Annotated in this window: 14 protein-coding genes; 12 read left to right on the forward strand and 2 right to left on the reverse strand. The window is 73.4% G+C overall.

Annotation, left to right across the window (positions count from 1 at the left end; all coding sequences use genetic code 11):
- Nucleotides 1–22 precede the first annotated feature (22 nt).
- From ACFPP6_RS27850 to ACFPP6_RS27890, 9 genes are all read left to right on the forward strand, one after another.
- Nucleotides 23–1,672 carry a CTP synthase gene (locus tag ACFPP6_RS27850; RefSeq protein ID WP_382047898.1) on the forward strand — a complete coding sequence of 550 codons (1,650 nt, stop codon included), beginning with the start codon at nucleotides 23–25 and terminating at the stop codon, nucleotides 1,670–1,672.
- Nucleotides 1,673–1,747: 75 nt separating this feature from the next.
- A complete protein-coding gene (locus tag ACFPP6_RS27855) occupies nucleotides 1,748–2,374 on the forward strand; it encodes an NUDIX domain-containing protein (protein ID WP_382047900.1) in 627 nt (208 codons plus the stop codon).
- Between the two features lie 283 nt (nucleotides 2,375–2,657).
- Complete coding sequence (locus ACFPP6_RS27860; protein ID WP_382048205.1) at nucleotides 2,658–4,805, forward strand: tetratricopeptide repeat protein; 2,148 nt, start codon at nucleotides 2,658–2,660, stop codon at nucleotides 4,803–4,805.
- Nucleotides 4,806–4,955: 150 nt separating this feature from the next.
- Nucleotides 4,956–6,071, forward strand: a complete 1,116-nt coding sequence (gene ald / locus ACFPP6_RS27865) for an alanine dehydrogenase (RefSeq protein ID WP_382048207.1) — start codon at nucleotides 4,956–4,958, stop codon at nucleotides 6,069–6,071.
- A 343-nt stretch (nucleotides 6,072–6,414) separates the two neighbouring features.
- Nucleotides 6,415–7,542, forward strand: coding sequence for a ParA family protein (locus ACFPP6_RS27870; RefSeq protein ID WP_058045052.1), 1,128 nt, complete (start codon nucleotides 6,415–6,417; stop codon nucleotides 7,540–7,542).
- Nucleotides 7,527–8,084 (forward strand): hypothetical protein, encoded by a 558-nt coding sequence (locus ACFPP6_RS27875; RefSeq protein WP_382047903.1) that lies wholly within the window; start codon nucleotides 7,527–7,529, stop codon nucleotides 8,082–8,084. Before ACFPP6_RS27870 ends, ACFPP6_RS27875 begins: the two co-directional genes overlap by 16 nt.
- Before the next feature lie 65 nt (nucleotides 8,085–8,149).
- Complete coding sequence (locus ACFPP6_RS27880; protein WP_382047906.1) at nucleotides 8,150–9,169, forward strand: segregation and condensation protein A; 1,020 nt, start codon at nucleotides 8,150–8,152, stop codon at nucleotides 9,167–9,169.
- Between the two features lie 137 nt (nucleotides 9,170–9,306).
- Nucleotides 9,307–9,873, forward strand: coding sequence for an SMC-Scp complex subunit ScpB (scpB, locus tag ACFPP6_RS27885; protein ID WP_382048210.1), 567 nt, complete (start codon nucleotides 9,307–9,309; stop codon nucleotides 9,871–9,873).
- Nucleotides 9,873–11,165, forward strand: a complete 1,293-nt coding sequence (locus ACFPP6_RS27890; RefSeq protein WP_382047909.1) for a pseudouridine synthase — start codon at nucleotides 9,873–9,875, stop codon at nucleotides 11,163–11,165. Before scpB ends, ACFPP6_RS27890 begins: the two co-directional genes overlap by 1 nt.
- 61 nt (nucleotides 11,166–11,226) lie before the next feature.
- On the opposite strand, the gene ACFPP6_RS27895 is transcribed toward ACFPP6_RS27890, so the two are convergent.
- A complete protein-coding gene (locus ACFPP6_RS27895) occupies nucleotides 11,227–11,934 on the reverse strand; it encodes a nucleotidyltransferase domain-containing protein (protein WP_382047912.1) in 708 nt (235 codons plus the stop codon).
- Nucleotides 11,931–12,293 (reverse strand): DUF952 domain-containing protein, encoded by a 363-nt coding sequence (locus ACFPP6_RS27900; protein WP_382047914.1) that lies wholly within the window; start codon nucleotides 12,291–12,293, stop codon nucleotides 11,931–11,933. Before ACFPP6_RS27900 ends, ACFPP6_RS27895 begins: the two co-directional genes overlap by 4 nt.
- Before the next feature lie 154 nt (nucleotides 12,294–12,447).
- Here ACFPP6_RS27900 and ACFPP6_RS27905 point away from each other — a divergent pair, with 154 nt between their 5' ends.
- The 3 genes from ACFPP6_RS27905 (at nucleotide 12,448) to ACFPP6_RS27915 (ending at nucleotide 15,017) form a co-directional block, all read left to right on the forward strand.
- The gene (locus tag ACFPP6_RS27905) at nucleotides 12,448–13,533 is read left to right on the forward strand and encodes a prephenate dehydrogenase (RefSeq protein ID WP_382047917.1); all 1,086 of its coding nucleotides are present in this window, start codon (nucleotides 12,448–12,450) and stop codon (nucleotides 13,531–13,533) included.
- Nucleotides 13,534–13,665: 132 nt separating this feature from the next.
- Nucleotides 13,666–14,379 carry a (d)CMP kinase gene (cmk, locus tag ACFPP6_RS27910; RefSeq protein WP_382047920.1) on the forward strand — a complete coding sequence of 238 codons (714 nt, stop codon included), beginning with the start codon at nucleotides 13,666–13,668 and terminating at the stop codon, nucleotides 14,377–14,379.
- A gap of 50 nt (nucleotides 14,380–14,429) precedes the next feature.
- Complete coding sequence (locus ACFPP6_RS27915) at nucleotides 14,430–15,017, forward strand: lysophospholipid acyltransferase family protein (RefSeq protein ID WP_245700645.1); 588 nt, start codon at nucleotides 14,430–14,432, stop codon at nucleotides 15,015–15,017.
- Nucleotides 15,018–15,047 lie beyond the last annotated feature (30 nt).

Below are 15,047 nucleotides of genomic sequence, written 5' to 3' on the forward strand. Positions count from 1 at the left end.
TCGCGACCACGGGAGCCCCCCTTTGGCCATTGCCGCTAAGCCCACGACGACCAAGCACCTCTTCGTCACGGGGGGTGTCGCCTCCTCGCTCGGCAAGGGACTGACGGCCTCCAGCCTGGGCGCGCTGCTCAAGGCCCGGGGACTGCGGGTCACGATGCAGAAGCTCGACCCCTACCTCAACGTAGACCCGGGCACGATGAACCCCTTCCAGCACGGTGAGGTGTTTGTCACCAACGACGGCGCCGAGACCGACCTGGACATCGGTCACTACGAGCGCTTCCTGGACGTCGACCTCGACGGCAGCGCGAACGTCACCACCGGCCAGGTGTACTCCTCGGTGATCGCCAAGGAGCGGCGCGGCGAGTACCTGGGCGACACCGTGCAGGTCATCCCGCACATCACCAACGAGATCAAGCACCGCATCCGCCGGATGGCGACCGACGACGTCGACGTCGTGATCACCGAGGTCGGCGGCACGGTGGGCGACATCGAGTCGCTGCCGTTCCTGGAGACGGTCCGTCAGGTCCGCCACGAGGTCGGCCGGGACAACGTCTTCGTCGTCCACATCTCCCTCCTGCCCTACATCGGCCCCTCGGGCGAGCTGAAGACCAAGCCCACCCAGCACTCGGTGGCCGCCCTGCGCAACATCGGCATCCAGCCCGACGCGATCGTGCTGCGCGCCGACCGCGAGGTGCCCACCGCCATCAAGCGCAAGATCTCGCTGATGTGCGACGTCGACGAGGCCGCCGTGGTCGCCGCCATCGACGCCCCGTCGATCTACGACATCCCGAAGGTCCTGCACACCGAGGGCCTGGACGCCTACGTCGTGCGCAAGCTGGACCTGCCCTTCCGCGACGTGAACTGGACCCAGTGGGAGGACCTGCTGGACCGCGTCCACAACCCCTCCCACGAGGTCACGGTCGCGCTGGTCGGCAAGTACATCGACCTGCCCGACGCCTACCTGTCGGTGACCGAGGCCATCCGCGCGGGCGGCTTCGCCAACCGCGCCAAGGTCAAGGTCAAGTGGGTCGCCTCCGACGACTGCAAGACCCCGGCCGGCGCCGCCGCCCAGCTCGGCGACGTCGACGCCATCTGCGTCCCCGGCGGCTTCGGCGACCGCGGCGTGAACGGCAAGGTCGGCGCGATCACCTACGCCCGCGAGAACAAGGTGCCGCTGCTGGGCCTGTGCCTGGGCCTGCAGTGCGTGGTCATCGAGGCCGCCCGCAACCTGGCCGGCATCGAGGGCGCGAACTCCACCGAGTTCGACCCGGCCACCGCCAACCCGGTCATCTCCACCATGGCCGAGCAGCTGGACATCGTCGCCGGCGAGGGCGACATGGGCGGAACGATGCGCCTGGGCATGTACCCGGCCAAGCTCGCCGAGGGCTCCATCGTCCGCGAGGTCTACGACGACCAGCCCTACGTGGAGGAGCGCCACCGTCACCGCTACGAGGTGAACAACTCCTACCGCGCCGAGCTGGAGAAGGCCGGCCTGGTCTTCTCGGGCACCTCCCCGGACAACAAGCTGGTGGAGTACGTGGAGTACCCCCGCGAGGTGCACCCCTACCTCGTGGCCACCCAGGCCCACCCGGAGCTGCGCTCCCGCCCGACCCGCCCGCACCCGCTCTTCGCGGGCCTGGTGAAGGCGGCCGTCGAGCGCCAGCAGGGCTGACCTATACGGTTGACCGGGGTGAAGGTTTCCGCACGGAAGCCCTCACCCCGGTTTCCGCATTTCTGGAGGACGTACATGGGCATCAAGGACACCGCCGCCGAGTGGCCGGTCATCGCCACGCAGACCCCGTTCACCGGCAACAAGACCAGCGTCCGCACGGACGAGGTGGAGATGCCCGACGGGACCGTCGTCAAGCGCGACTACCAGGTCCACCCGGGGTCCGTCGCCGTCCTCGCCCTGGACGAGGAGGGCCGCGTGCTGGTCCTCAGCCAGTACCGCCACCCCGTCCGGCAGAAGCTGTGGGAGATCCCCGCGGGCCTGCTCGACGTGCCCGGCGAGAACCCGCTGCACGCCGCCCAGCGCGAGCTGTACGAGGAGGCCCACGTCAAGGCCGAGGACTGGCGGGTGCTGACCGACGTCTACACCACCCCCGGCGGCTGCGACGAGGCCGTGCGGGTCTTCCTGGCCCGCGAGATCTCCGACGTCGAGGGCGAGCGCTTCGAGGTCGAGCACGAGGAGCTCGACATGGAGCTGGACCGGGTGCCGCTGGCCGAGCTGGTGCGCGGCATCCTCGCGGGCGAGCTGCACAACAACGCCCTGGTCGTCGGCGTCCTCTCGCTCTCCGCGGCACTGGCGGGCGAAGGCTTGGACGCGCTGCGCCCGGCGGATGCGGAGTGGCCCGCGCGGCCGTTCGAGGCGTAGCGCCGCCTTCGGGCCCGCGGCAGCCACGGCCGTCGTGGATTCCGCCGGACCCTCGCCGCCGTGGTTGCGCCGTCGCGGCGGGATGCCTTTGCGGGTGCCCCGGCCCGCGTACGAGACAGGCGGCGCGCTCGGATCGTCCCACCATCAGGAGAACCGAATAGGTGATCTTCGGCAGCGGCGGCCGGGACTCACCGGGTCGTGCCGGGCCGTGAACTAGGCTCGTCGCGTGCTCGACCGCGGCCGCGGCGGGCTCGTGCGTGGCAGGTGGACGGGAGTGTGCCCCGTGGCGGAGCGGGCGGTGGAGACCGGCGGCGGGACGGCGGCGGTGCCGCCGGGGCGGCGGCTGTCCGTTCCGGCGGCGGGTGCCCCGGCCCGCGCGGCGGCCTTCGCGCTGCCCGGGTTCGTCGGGCGCCGCCGGGAGCTGGAGGAGCTGCGCGCCGACATCGTGCGCGCGGGCCTGGACACCCTCGCCGGCCGCAAGAGCGGGCGCGGGCGGGTCCTGCTCATCGCCGGACGGCCCGGCTCCGGCCGTACGGCCCTGGCCGAGGAGCTCGCCGAACAGCTCGCCGGCCGCTATCCCGACGGCGTGCTGCGCGCCCGGCTCACCGAGACCGACGGCTCGCCGGTCCCCACCGAGCGGACCGCCCGCGCGCTGCTCGCCGCGCTCGGCGAGCCCGTTCCCCCGGGGGCGGAGGAGGACGAGCTGACGCAGGCGGTGCGCGCCGCCCTCCGCGGCCGCCGGGCGCTGCTGGTCCTCGACGACGCCGCGGGCGCCGAGCAGGTGGACCCGCTGCTGCCGGACAAGTCCGAGTGCCTGGTGGTGGCCGTCTCGCGGGGCCCGCTGACCGGCGTGCCCGACGTGCGGCCCTGCACCCTGGGCGGCCTCGACACGGCCTCCGCCGTCGAGCTCCTGGAGCGCTTCGCGGGCCCCACGCGCATCACGTGCGACCCGGCCGCCGCGCAGGCCGTGGTGGAGGAGTGCGGCGGGCAGCCCGCGGCGCTCGTCCTGGTGGGCGGCTGGCTCGCCGCCCTGTCCAAGCTGTCCGTGGTCGACGCGGTCACCCGGCTGCGGGAGCTGCCGCCCGGCGACGGCCTCGACGTCGCGGGCCGTTCGCTGGCCCGGGCCTTCCGGCTCGCCCACGAGGCGCTGCCCGTGCCCTCCGCCCGCATCCTGCGGCTGCTCGCGCTGGCCCCGGCCGGCGCCGTCGACGCCCACACCGCCTCCGCGCTGGCCGGCTGCTCGGTGGCCGCCGCGCAGACCGCCCTGGAGGACTTCGAGGCCCGCGGCCTGCTGCGGCCCGAGCCCTCCACCGGCTCGCTGTCCCCGCAGTACCGGGTGCCCGGCTGCCTCACGGCGCTGCTCCGGGAGCTGATGGCGGCCCAGGAGCGCCCGGCCGAGATCGAGCTGGCCCGGGCGCGGATGCTGGAGCGGACGGTCCGTCAGCTGCACTCGTGCCGGGCCGCCACCCGCACCGACGACCCGCTGACCCGCAAGCGGCTGGCGGAGCTGCCCAGGCCCCTGCGGTTCGCCTCGCCGCAGACCGCCGCCGAGTGGCTGCGCTGCAGGCTGCCGGCGCTGCTGGCGGCCGCCCGGCTGGCCGTGCAGGACGGGCACCTCGACACCCTCGCCCGGCGGCTGGTGTCCGCGCTGACCCGGGCCCTGACGGCCCATTTCGGCGCCGAGGAGGCGGGCCCGGAGCTCTACGGCCTCCACCAGCTCGTCCTGGACGTGGCGCAGCGCTGCGAGATGCCGCTGGAGAAGGCGGCCGCCCTGCTGAACCTGGGCGACCTGGACGCCCGGGCCGGCCGGGTCCCCGCCGCCCTGGGCCGCTACCGGGAGGCGCTGGACGCGGCGCGGCAGGCGGGCGACCCGTACGCGATCAGCCGCTCCCTGGAGTCCATCGCCGCCTCCTACCACGAGCTGGGGGACTGGCAGCGGGCCGTCGACTGGTACGGGCGGGCGCTGGAGCTGCGCCTGACGCGCGGTGAACTCGCCGACGAGGCCCGGCTGTACGGGCGGCTGGGCGCCGTGCGCGCCTACGCCGGGCAGTGGAACGAGGCGCTGCGCGACTGGCGGGCGGCGGCGGCCGCGTGCCGCCGGTTGCGGGACCTGCCGGGGCACGCCCGGGCCCTCACCGAGATCGCCCGGGTGCAGGAGTACGCGGGCCGCCCGCAGGAGGCGCTGCGGACCTGCCGGGAGGCCGTGGAGTGCGCGCGGCAGGCGGGCGACGACCGGATGCGGGCCGCGGTGCTGCTGCGGCTCGCGGACATGCTGGAGCGGCTCGGGGACCCCGCGGCGGCCGGTGAGCACCGCGCCGCGGCGGGAGAGCTGCTGGTGACCGGGCCCGGCGGGCCCCCTGCCGGGCCGGGTGGCGCCATAGCGTCCGTGCCCCCGCCCGCCGAGGCCGAGGGTTACCTACGAAATCAGTAGTGGTCTTCCAAAAAATTGGCTCTTTGCAAGGCTAGACAGCACAGGATCCTTCATTAGACTGGTTGGGCCGCGGTCGACGCGGTCTGCTCTGGTATGCCCCCGCATTTCCGGATTAGCCTGTAATTCTCTGATTCAAGGACCGTGATCGACGTGAAGGTCGGCATCCCCCGCGAGGTCAAGAACAACGAGTTCCGCGTGGCCATCACGCCCGCCGGCGTGCATGAGCTCGTGCGCAACGGCCACCAGGTCTTCGTCGAGAAGAACGCCGGTGTGGGCTCCTCCATCACCGACGCCGAGTACGTCGCGGCCGGCGCCGCGATCCTGGACACGGCCGACGAGGTCTGGTCGACCGCCGACCTGCTGCTGAAGGTCAAGGAGCCGATCGCGGAGGAGTACCACCGCCTCCGCAAGGGCCAGACCCTCTTCACCTACCTGCACCTCGCCGCCTCCCGCGAGTGCACCGACGCCCTGCTGCAGTCCGGCACCACGGCGATCGCGTACGAGACGGTCGAGCTCGCCAACCGCGCGCTGCCGCTGCTCGCCCCGATGTCCGAGGTCGCGGGCCGGCTGGCCCCGCAGGTCGGCGCCTACCACCTGATGCGCTCGGCCGGCGGCCGCGGCGTCCTGCCGGGCGGCGTCCCGGGCACGGCGGCCGGCAAGGCCGTCGTCATCGGCGGCGGCGTCTCCGGCTGGAACGCGGCGCAGATCGCCGTCGGCATGGGCTTCCACGTCACCCTGCTCGACCGTGACATCAACAAGCTGCGCGAGGCCGACAAGGTCTTCGGCACCAAGGTGCAGACGATCGTCTCCAACGCCTACGAGCTGGAGAAGGCCGTCGTCGAGGCCGACCTCGTCATCGGCGCCGTCCTCATCCCGGGTGCCAAGGCCCCGAAGCTGGTCACCAACGAGCTCGTCGCCAAGATGAAGCCCGGAAGTGTACTTGTCGACATTGCGATCGACCAGGGCGGCTGCTTCGAGGACTCGCGTCCGACCACCCACGCCGATCCGACCTTCGAGGTCCACAACTCGGTCTTCTACTGCGTCGCCAACATGCCGGGCGCGGTGCCGAACACCTCCACCTACGCGCTGACCAACGCCACGCTGCCCTACATCGTGGAGCTGGCCAACCGCGGCTGGCAGGAGGCGCTGAGCCGCGACGCCGCGCTCGCCAAGGGCCTCAACACCCACGAGGGACAGGTCGTTTACGGCCCCGTCGCCGAGGCGCACGGCCTGCCGTTCGTCGAACTGAGCACCCTGCTCGGCTGAGTCGTCAACACGACACGCCAAGAGCGCACCCCCGGCCGGGCCTTGTTCAGCAAGGTCCGGCCGGGGCCGTTTCCACCCAGTTTGCGAGCGGTTTCCACGCCTGGTCACCCACCCGCGAAACTTCCGGGTTGTGGGCCGCAAACCCTTGACAGAAGCCTGTTCGATTGCCGACACATCGTGCCGTCTCCGGCGGATTGTGTTGCTGCGAACCGCCGACACGCCATAGAGTCGCCAACCGTCGGCATGGTGCAACGCTGACCTATCTAGATGTTTCCTGGTCACCAAGGAGGTAGGACGACTTGTGAATGAGTCGACATTTGCTCCCGGGGGTGGTCACCCAGGAATGTCTGCGCAGGGCCAGAGTCCCACGGGGCTCGAAGCTGTCGGCTCCGTCGCTGTCCACACCTTCGCGGCACACCAGAGCATCCAGAGCACACCGACAGCCCACCAGAGCATGGACGGCCATCACGTGAACGCCATGGCCGGCGACCGGGGCGGGGTCGATCCCGCGCGGCTCGCCGACTACGAGGACGTGCCCGACGGGCACTTCTACGACCCTGACGCGGAGTACGAGCCCGACCCCGAGTACGCGGCCACCCTCGCGCCCGACGCTGCCCGGCAGCGCCGCGAGCGCATCGGCCCCACCGGGCGTCCCCTGCCGTACTTCCCCATCCCCGGACCGCTGACCGACCACGGCCCCGCGAAGATCATCGCGATGTGCAACCAGAAGGGCGGGGTCGGCAAGACCACCTCGACCATCAACCTGGGTGCCGCCCTGGCCGAGTACGGGCGCCGGGTGCTGCTCGTCGACTTCGACCCGCAGGGCGCGCTCTCCGTCGGCCTCGGCGTCAATCCGATGGAGCTGGACCTGACGGTCTACAACCTCCTCATGGAGCGGGGCATGTCGGCCGACGAGGTCCTCCTCAAGACGGCCGTGCCCAACATGGACCTGCTGCCCAGCAATATCGATTTGTCTGCCGCCGAGGTCCAGCTCGTCAGCGAGGTGGCCCGCGAGTCGACGCTGCAGCGCGCGCTCAAGCCGCTGCTCGCCGACTACGACTACATCGTCATCGACTGCCAGCCCTCGCTCGGCCTGCTCACCGTCAACGCCCTGACGGCCGCTCACAAGGTGATCGTGCCGCTGGAGTGCGAGTTCTTCGCGCTGCGCGGTGTGGCGCTGCTCACCGAGACGATCGAGAAGGTCCAGGAGCGGCTCAACCCCGAGCTGGAGCTCGACGGCATCCTCGCCACCATGTACGACTCGCGGACGGTGCACAGCCGCGAGGTCCTCGCGCGCGTGGTCGAGGCCTTCGACGATCACGTCTACCACACCGTCATCGGCCGTACGGTCCGCTTCCCCGAGACCACGGTCGCGGGCGAGCCGATCACCACGTACGCGTCCAACTCCGTGGGTGCCGCCGCCTACCGCCAGCTCGCCAGGGAGGTGCTCGCCCGGTGTCACGCCGAGTGAGTCTGCCCGGCGCCGACGAACTGTTCCGTACCACCGGGGGGTCGGGGCTGCAGTCCTCCTCCCCCCGCCGGCAGGCGAACGGCGAGGGCGCCCCGCGGGTGCCCGGCCCGGCCGGTGACTCCGAGACCACGCCCGAAGGCGGCGCCGCCGGCGCGGGCGGCGAGCCCGGCGGCCGCGGTGCCGCCGCGGCCGACCGGGACAACGCCCCCGAGCGCCGCCCCGCGTCCGCGCAGGAGCGCCCCGCGGGCGCCGTCCGGGCCGGGGGCCAGGGCGAGGCCGCCGCGCCCGCGCAGGGCCGCCGCCGGGGGCGCGGTGCGGGCCGCCGGCCCAGCGGCCGGGAGCGCCACGACGAGAAGATCACGGTCTACGTCTCCGCCGAGGAGCTCATGGACCTCGAACACGCGCGCCTGGTGCTGCGCGGTGAGCACGGGCTCGCGGTCGACCGCGGCAGGATCGTCCGGGAGGCCGTCGCGGTCGTCCTCGCCGACCTGGAGTCGCGGGGCGACGCGAGCATCCTCGTACGGCGCCTGCGCGGCCGCTGAGCGGCATTCGCCGGTAGCCTGCCCCTTGGCCGTACGGCCCGTCTCCGCCTGCACCTGGACCCCTGATGCCCTCAGCTTCCTCCTCGGCCCGCCGTCGCCTGGGCCTCGGCCCCGGTACGGCGTCGCCCGCCGGCGGGGGAGAGGGGGACGAGGGCGCGGGGGTGCCTGCCGGCGCGGGTGACGGTGCGGGTGACGGCGGTGAGTCCACCGCGGCGGTGACGGCGGCCCTGCCGGATGCGCCCGCCGACGGGAAGGCCGACGCCGCCGAAGGCTCGGCCGACGCGAGGTTCACCGTCCGGCTCGACAACTTCGAAGGGCCCTTCGACCTCCTGCTGCAGCTGATCGCCAAGCACAAGCTGGACGTCACCGAGGTCGCCCTCCACAAGGTCACCGACGAGTTCATGGCGCACATCCGCGCCATGGGCCCCGACTTCGACCTGGACCAGACCACCGAGTTCCTCGTCGTCGCCGCGACCCTGCTCGACCTCAAGGCCGCCCGCCTGCTGCCCGCCGCCGACGTCGAGGACGAGGCCGACCTCGCCCTCCTGGAGGCGCGCGACCTGCTGTTCGCCCGCCTCCTGCAGTACCGGGCGTACAAGCGGGTCGCGGAGATCTTCAGCGGCCGGCTGGACGAGGAGGCGCGGCGCTTCCCCCGTACGGTCGGCCTGGAGCCGCACCACGCGGAGCTGCTGCCCGAGGTCGTCCTCGGCATCGGGCCCGAGCGCCTGGCCGAGCTGGCCGTCAAGGCCATGCGGCCCAGGCCGGCGCCGCAGGTGTACGTCGACCACATCCACGCGCCGCTGGTCAGCGTCCGCGAGCAGGCCGAGGTCGTCGTGGCCCGGCTGCGGCGGGCGGGCCGGGTCAGCTTCGGGGAGCTGGCCGGCGACGCCCCCGACACCCTCACCGTCGTCGCCCGCTTCCTGGCGCTGCTGGAGCTCTACCGCGAGCGCGTGGTCGCCCTGGACCAGGACGAGGCCCTCGGCGAGCTGGCGGTGAGCTGGACGGGCGGGGAGGGGGCGGAACCGCTGGTGACGGACGAGTTCGACCGGGAGCCGGAGACCGAGCCGGAGGAGAGTGCACAGTGAGCGCAGAGACGGCGGAGACGGGGACGGCAGGCACGGAGACTGCAGGGACGTACGAGGGCGAGGAAGCCCCCGCAGGGGCCTCCGGTCCCTCCGGCGTCCGCGGGCTCGGTCTCAAGCCCGCCCTGGAGGCCGTCCTCATGGTCGTCGACGAGCCCGCCACCGAGGAGCACCTCGCCAAGGTCCTGGAGCGCCCCCGCCGCGAGATCGCCGCGGCGCTCGGCGAGCTGGCCCGGGAGTACGACGCCCAGGGGCGCGGTTTCGAGCTGCGGCAGGTCGCCGGGGGCTGGCGCTTCTTCACCCGGCCGGCCTACGCGGACGCCGTCGAGGCGTTCGTCCTCGACGGCCAGCAGGCACGCCTGACCCAGGCCGCCCTGGAGACCCTCGCCGTCGTCGCGTACCGTCAGCCGGTCAGCCGGTCGAAGGTCTCGGCGGTGCGCGGCGTGAACTGCGACGGGGTCATGCGCACCCTCCTTCAGCGAGGTCTGGTGGAGGAGGCGAGGACGGAACCCGAAACAGGTGCGATCCTGTACAGGACGACGAACTACTTTCTGGAGCGCATGGGCCTGCGAGGCCTGGACGAGCTCCCGGAGCTCGCGCCCTTCCTCCCCGAGGCGGAGGCGATCGAGGGCGACACTCAGGAAGGTGTGCCGTCGTTCGATCCGGACGCACCGGACACCGAAGCGGACGACAAGACGGAACTTTGATGCGAAGCAGCGGCAGGAACAGCGGAAGCGGCAACCGGGACGACCGGGGCGGTCGAGGACGTCCGGCGTCCGGGGGCGGGCGCGCGGGCGGCGGCCGTTCCGGCGGCGGGCGCCCCGAGGGCGGCGGTCGCGCCGGCGGCGGGAGCTACGGTGGCGGTCGTTCCGAGGGCGGTCGTTCCGAGGGCGGTCGTTCCGAGGGCGGGCGCTACGACGGCGGCCGCTCCGGGGACCGGCGCGACGACAGGCCGCAGGAGCGTCCGCGCCGTCCGCGCCCCGAGGAGCGTCGCTACGACGTGGGCCCCGACGCCGAGCGCACCCGCAGCGGCCCCACCAGCGGCCGCACCAGCGGACCCACGAGCGGCCGCGGTGCGGCGGCCCGGGGCGGCGCCAAGGGCGGCCCCCGCAAGAGCTCCACGGCCGGCTCCGGCGGCCGCAGCAGCGGGCCCGCCCGCGGCCACGGCTACGCCCCCGCCCGCTCGCGCGAGCTCGACGCCAAGATCGAGGAGCGCAACCGGGAGCGGCACAACAAGCCGCAGGTGAAGACCCCCAAGACCTTCCCCGGCGCCGAGCAGGAGGGCGAGCGCCTGCAGAAGGTGCTGGCCCGGGCCGGCATGGGCTCGCGCCGCGCCTGCGAAGAGCTGATCGAGATGGCCCGCGTCGAGGTCAACGGGCAGATCGTCACCGAGCAGGGCCTGCGGGTCGACCCGGAGAAGGACGAGATCAAGGTCGACGGCCTGACCGTCGCCACCCAGTCCTACCTGTTCTTCGCGCTCAACAAGCCGGCCGGCGTCGTCTCCACCATGGAGGACCCCGACGGCCGCCAGTGCCTCGGCGACTACGTCACCAACCGCGAGACCCGGCTCTTCCACGTCGGCCGGCTCGACACGGAGACCGAGGGCATCATCCTGCTCACCAACCACGGCGAGCTGGCCCACCGTCTGACGCACCCGCGCTACGGCGTGCAGAAGACCTACCTCGCCGCCATCACCGGCCCGCTGCCGCGCGACATCGGCAAGCAGCTCAAGAACGGCATCGAGCTGGAGGACGGCTACGCCCGCGCGGACAACTTCCGCGTCATCCAGCAGACCGGCAAGAACTACCTGGTCGAGGTCACCCTCCACGAGGGCCGCAAGCACATCGTGCGCCGCATGCTCGCCGAGGCGGGCTTCCCCGTCGAGAAGCTGGTCCGCACCTCGTTCGGCCCGATCGCCCTGGGCGACCAGAAGTCCGGCTGGCTCCGCCGCCTGACGAACACCGAGGTCGGCATGCTGATGCGCGAGGTCGACCTCTAGCCGGTCCCGGTACGGGCCGGGGCCTGGCCCCGGCCCGGCACCACCGGTCACGCGCGGCCGTCTAGCCCGCCCCCGCCGAAGCGCGGCGTACGCGTATCAGGAAGTCCTCGACGCGTGCGTGGTCGGGTTCCTCGGGGAGGGGGCTCGTGCGGGCCGCCTCCCCGGCCTCCTCGGTCAGGCGGTTCAGCCAGGCCTCCGCCTCGGGCCAGGGCACCTCGCCCCGGCGCACGGCCAGCAGCGGTTCGCGCATGCTGCCGGCATCGAGCACGAGCGACCCCGTCCGCAGCAGGTCACGGCCGCACATCAGCAGCCGCAACGCGTGCATGACGGGCTTCCAGCGCCGCGGCGCGCCGTGCGCCCGCACGTCCGCCGCGAACTTCTTGCGCTGGTCCGCCGCGTAGCCCGCGTACGTCCGGTGGACCCTGCGGGAGAGGAACGCCCCCCGCAGGTCCAGCAGCTCGCGGCCCGTGTCGTCGGCCTGCTCGACGAGCGGGGAGTGCAGGCACTCCAGGATGTTCGGGTTGCCCCGCAGCGCCAGCTCGCAGAAGCGCTCCAGCTCCCAGGAGAACTGCTCCTCGGCCGGTCCCTCCACGTGCGGCGGAGGCTTCTCGAAACCCCAGAACAGGGGCGTCGGCGCCACGTACACGCCGCGCCGGTCCGTATCGCTCGCCTCCGTGGCCAGCCCGAAGGCGCGCGAGCCCATCACGCACGCGTAGACCGTGTGCTCGGTGACCAGCGCGGCCGGGGTGACCGGGGGCACGGGCGTCACGACCACACCGCCAGCCCCGTCGCGCGGCCCGCCTCGTCGCGCTGGATCTCCATCATCCCCTCCACGGCGTCCCGGTTGATCCGCCCGAAGACGTGCGGGAACTGCGTGCCCGGGGCCACGCCGGGCGGCGGGGCCGGGTCCGCGTCCTCCCAGCGGACCAGGACGTCCAGCTTGTGCTCGTCGATCAGGAGGACCATCAGCGGGCCGGGCACGTCCCTGTAGAAGGCCGTGGCCACGGCGAGCGTCGTCTCCTCGTCGGGGGAGCAGTGGACGAAGCCGTCCTCGGAGAGGGAGGCGGGGGAGTACGGGCGGTCGGGCACGGCCAGCCAGTCGTCCAGGGGCACCACGTGGTAGATCATGTGCACGGTTCTACCGGACGCGGGCCCGGCAGTCCCGCAGGGCGCCCGCCCCGGGCCCCGCGGGGCCGCCCGCCCCGCACGGCCGGCGGAGCGGCTGGATAGGCTGGCCCGGCCCGCTCTCCGTCACGCTCCACGCACCTCGCAAGGACTCTCAGTGAGAACCGCCCTCGTCATCGGCACCGGACTGATCGGCACCTCCGCCGCGCTCGCCCTCGCGGGCCGCGGGGTCCACGTCCACCTCAGGGACCACGACCCCGACGCGGCGCGGACGGCCGCGGCCCGCGGCGCCGGCACCGACCAGGCGCCCGAGGGCCCGGTCGACCTGGTGATCGTCGCGGTGCCGCCGGCGCACGTCGCGGCCACGCTCGCCGGGGCGATCCGGGACGGCCTCGGCCGCGGCTACGTCGACGTCGCGAGCGTCAAGGGCGGCCCGCGGCGCGAGCTGGAGGCCCTCGGCGCCGACCTCTCCCGCTACCTCGGCACGCACCCGATGGCCGGCCGCGAGCGCTCCGGCCCCATGGCCGCCACCGCGGACCTCTTCGAGGGCCGCCCCTGGGTGCTCACGCCCACCCGCGCCACCGACACCGAGGTCCTCAACCTCGCCCTCGAGGTCGTCGCCCTGTGCCGGGCGGTCCCCGTCGTCATGGACGCCGACGAGCACGACCGGGCCGTCGCCCTCGTCTCGCACACCCCGCACCTGCTCTCCAGCATGGTCGCCGCCCGCCTGGAGGAGGCGGACGAGACGGCCGTGCGCCTGTGCGGCCAGGGCATCCGCGACGTGACCCGGATCGCCGCCTCCGACCCCCGGCTGTGGGTCGAGATCCTCTCCGCCAACCCCGGCCCCGTCGCCGACATCCTCGCGGCCGTCGCCTCCGACCTCGACGAGACGGTACGGGCCCTGCGCGCCCTGGAGGCCGCGGACGACCGCAAGCGCGACGAGGGGGCCGCCGGCCTCGAGGACGTGCTGCGTCGCGGCAACGCGGGCCGCAGCCGGGTCCCGGGCAAGCACGGTGCGGCTCCCGCCGCGTACGAGACCGTCTCCGTCCTCATCGGCGACCAGCCGGGCGAGCTCGCCCGGATCTTCGCCGACGCGGGCCGGGCGGGCGTGAACATCGAGGACGTCCGCATCGAGCACGCGACGGGCCAGCAGGCGGGCCTGATCCAGCTCATGGTCGAGCCGGGCGCGGTGGGGTCCTTGACGGCGACCCTCCGCGACCAGGGCTGGTCGTTGCGCCAGTAGCCCCGTCAAGGGCGCTCGCGCCCTTGACGGGCCCGGGCTCACCCGGCCGCGGCCCGGGCCGCCTCCGCGAGCCAGTAACCTTGTCGCAGGCTGGTAAAAGCCGCCCGTACTCCCACCCCGTGCACAAGGAAGGTGTCTGACACCGTGGAAACCGCCGCCCGGACCGCTCCGGCAGCAGTCATCGTCGGCATCGACGGCCCCTCCGGCACGGGCAAGTCCAGCACGTCCAAGGCCGTCGCGGCCAAGCTCGGCCTGCGCTACCTGGACACCGGCGCGCAGTACCGCGCGATCACCTGGTGGATGCTGAGCAACGGCATCGACGTGAACGACGCCGCGGCCGTCGCCGACGCCGCGGGCAAGCCCGAGATCATCTCCGGCACCGACCCGTCCGCGCCGACCATCACGGTCGACGGTGCCGACGCCGCGGGCCCCATCCGCACCCAGGAGGTCACCTCCGCGGTCAGCGCCGTGAGCGCCGTCCCGGAGGTGCGCACGCGCCTGACCGAGCTGCAGCGGTCCATCGCCGCCGAGGCGCCGGCCGGCATCGTCGTCGAGGGCCGTGACATCGGCACCACCGTGCTGCCCGACGCCGACCTCAAGATCTTCCTGACGGCGTCCGCCGAGGCGCGGGCCGCCCGCCGCAGCGGCGAGCTGAAGGGCAAGGAGGCCAGTGACCTGGCCGCCACCCAGGCCGCCCTCGTCAAGCGGGACGCCGCCGACTCCGGCCGGAAGACCTCGCCGCTGGCCAAGGCCGGCGACGCGGTCGAGGTGGACACGACGGAGCTGACCCTGGAGCAGGTCATCGAGTGCGTGGTGACCCTGGTCGAGGAGCGACGCAGCGCGTGACCGCGTCCCCCGGGGGTGCCGCCGTCGGCCGGCGGATCGGCATAGGCCTGATGTACGGGCTGTGGAAGCCGCGTGTGCTGGGCGCCTGGCGGGTGCCCGCCGCGGGGCCGGTCATCCTCGCGGTGAACCACTCCCACAACCTCGACGGCCCGATGCTGATGGGCACCGCGCCCCGGCCGGTGCACTTCCTGATCAAGAAGGAGGCGTTCGTCGGCCCCCTCGGCCCGTTCCTGGAAGGGATCGGCCAGCTGAAGGTGGACCGCACGAGCGCCGACCGCGCCGCGATCACGGAGGCGCTCGGCGTCCTGGAGGGCGGCGGGGTCCTGGGGATCTTCCCCGAGGGCACCCGGGGCGAGGGCGACTTCGCCTCGCTGCGCGCCGGCCTCGCCTACTTCGCGGTGCGGTCGGGAGCACCGATCGTGCCGGTGGCGGTGCTCGGCAGTGCGGAGCGCAAGGGCCGCGTCGTGCGCGGCCTGCCGCCGCTGCGCAGCCGGGTCGACGTCGTCTTCGGGGACGCCTTCGAGGCCGGTGACGGCAGCGGCCGGCGCACGCGCAAGGCGCTGGACGAGGCGACCGTGCGCATCCAGGAGCGGCTGAGCGCGCACCTGGCGGACGCCAAGCGGCTGACCGGCCGCTGAACGAGACTTAGTAGCGGGCCCGCGGGTCCG

Source organism: Streptomyces aureoversilis, assembly GCF_042657885.1.
Lineage (GTDB): Bacteria > Actinomycetota > Actinomycetes > Streptomycetales > Streptomycetaceae > Streptomyces > Streptomyces aureoversilis.

Bases quoted from the DNA above. Each gene is read 5' to 3' on its own strand.
- ACFPP6_RS27900 (WP_382047914.1), bottom strand. From the start codon at position 12,293: ATGATCTACCACGTGGTGCCCCTGGACGACTGGCTGGCCGTGCCCGAC.
- ACFPP6_RS27890 (WP_382047909.1), top strand. From the start codon at position 9,873: ATGCGAAGCAGCGGCAGGAACAGCGGAAGCGGCAACCGGGACGACCGG.
- ACFPP6_RS27880 (WP_382047906.1), top strand. From the start codon at position 8,150: ATGCCCTCAGCTTCCTCCTCGGCCCGCCGTCGCCTGGGCCTCGGCCCC.
- ACFPP6_RS27915 (WP_245700645.1), top strand. From the start codon at position 14,430: ATGTACGGGCTGTGGAAGCCGCGTGTGCTGGGCGCCTGGCGGGTGCCC.
- ACFPP6_RS27855 (WP_382047900.1), top strand. From the start codon at position 1,748: ATGGGCATCAAGGACACCGCCGCCGAGTGGCCGGTCATCGCCACGCAG.
- scpB (WP_382048210.1), top strand. From the start codon at position 9,307: ATGGTCGTCGACGAGCCCGCCACCGAGGAGCACCTCGCCAAGGTCCTG.
- ACFPP6_RS27870 (WP_058045052.1), top strand. From the start codon at position 6,415: ATGTCTGCGCAGGGCCAGAGTCCCACGGGGCTCGAAGCTGTCGGCTCC.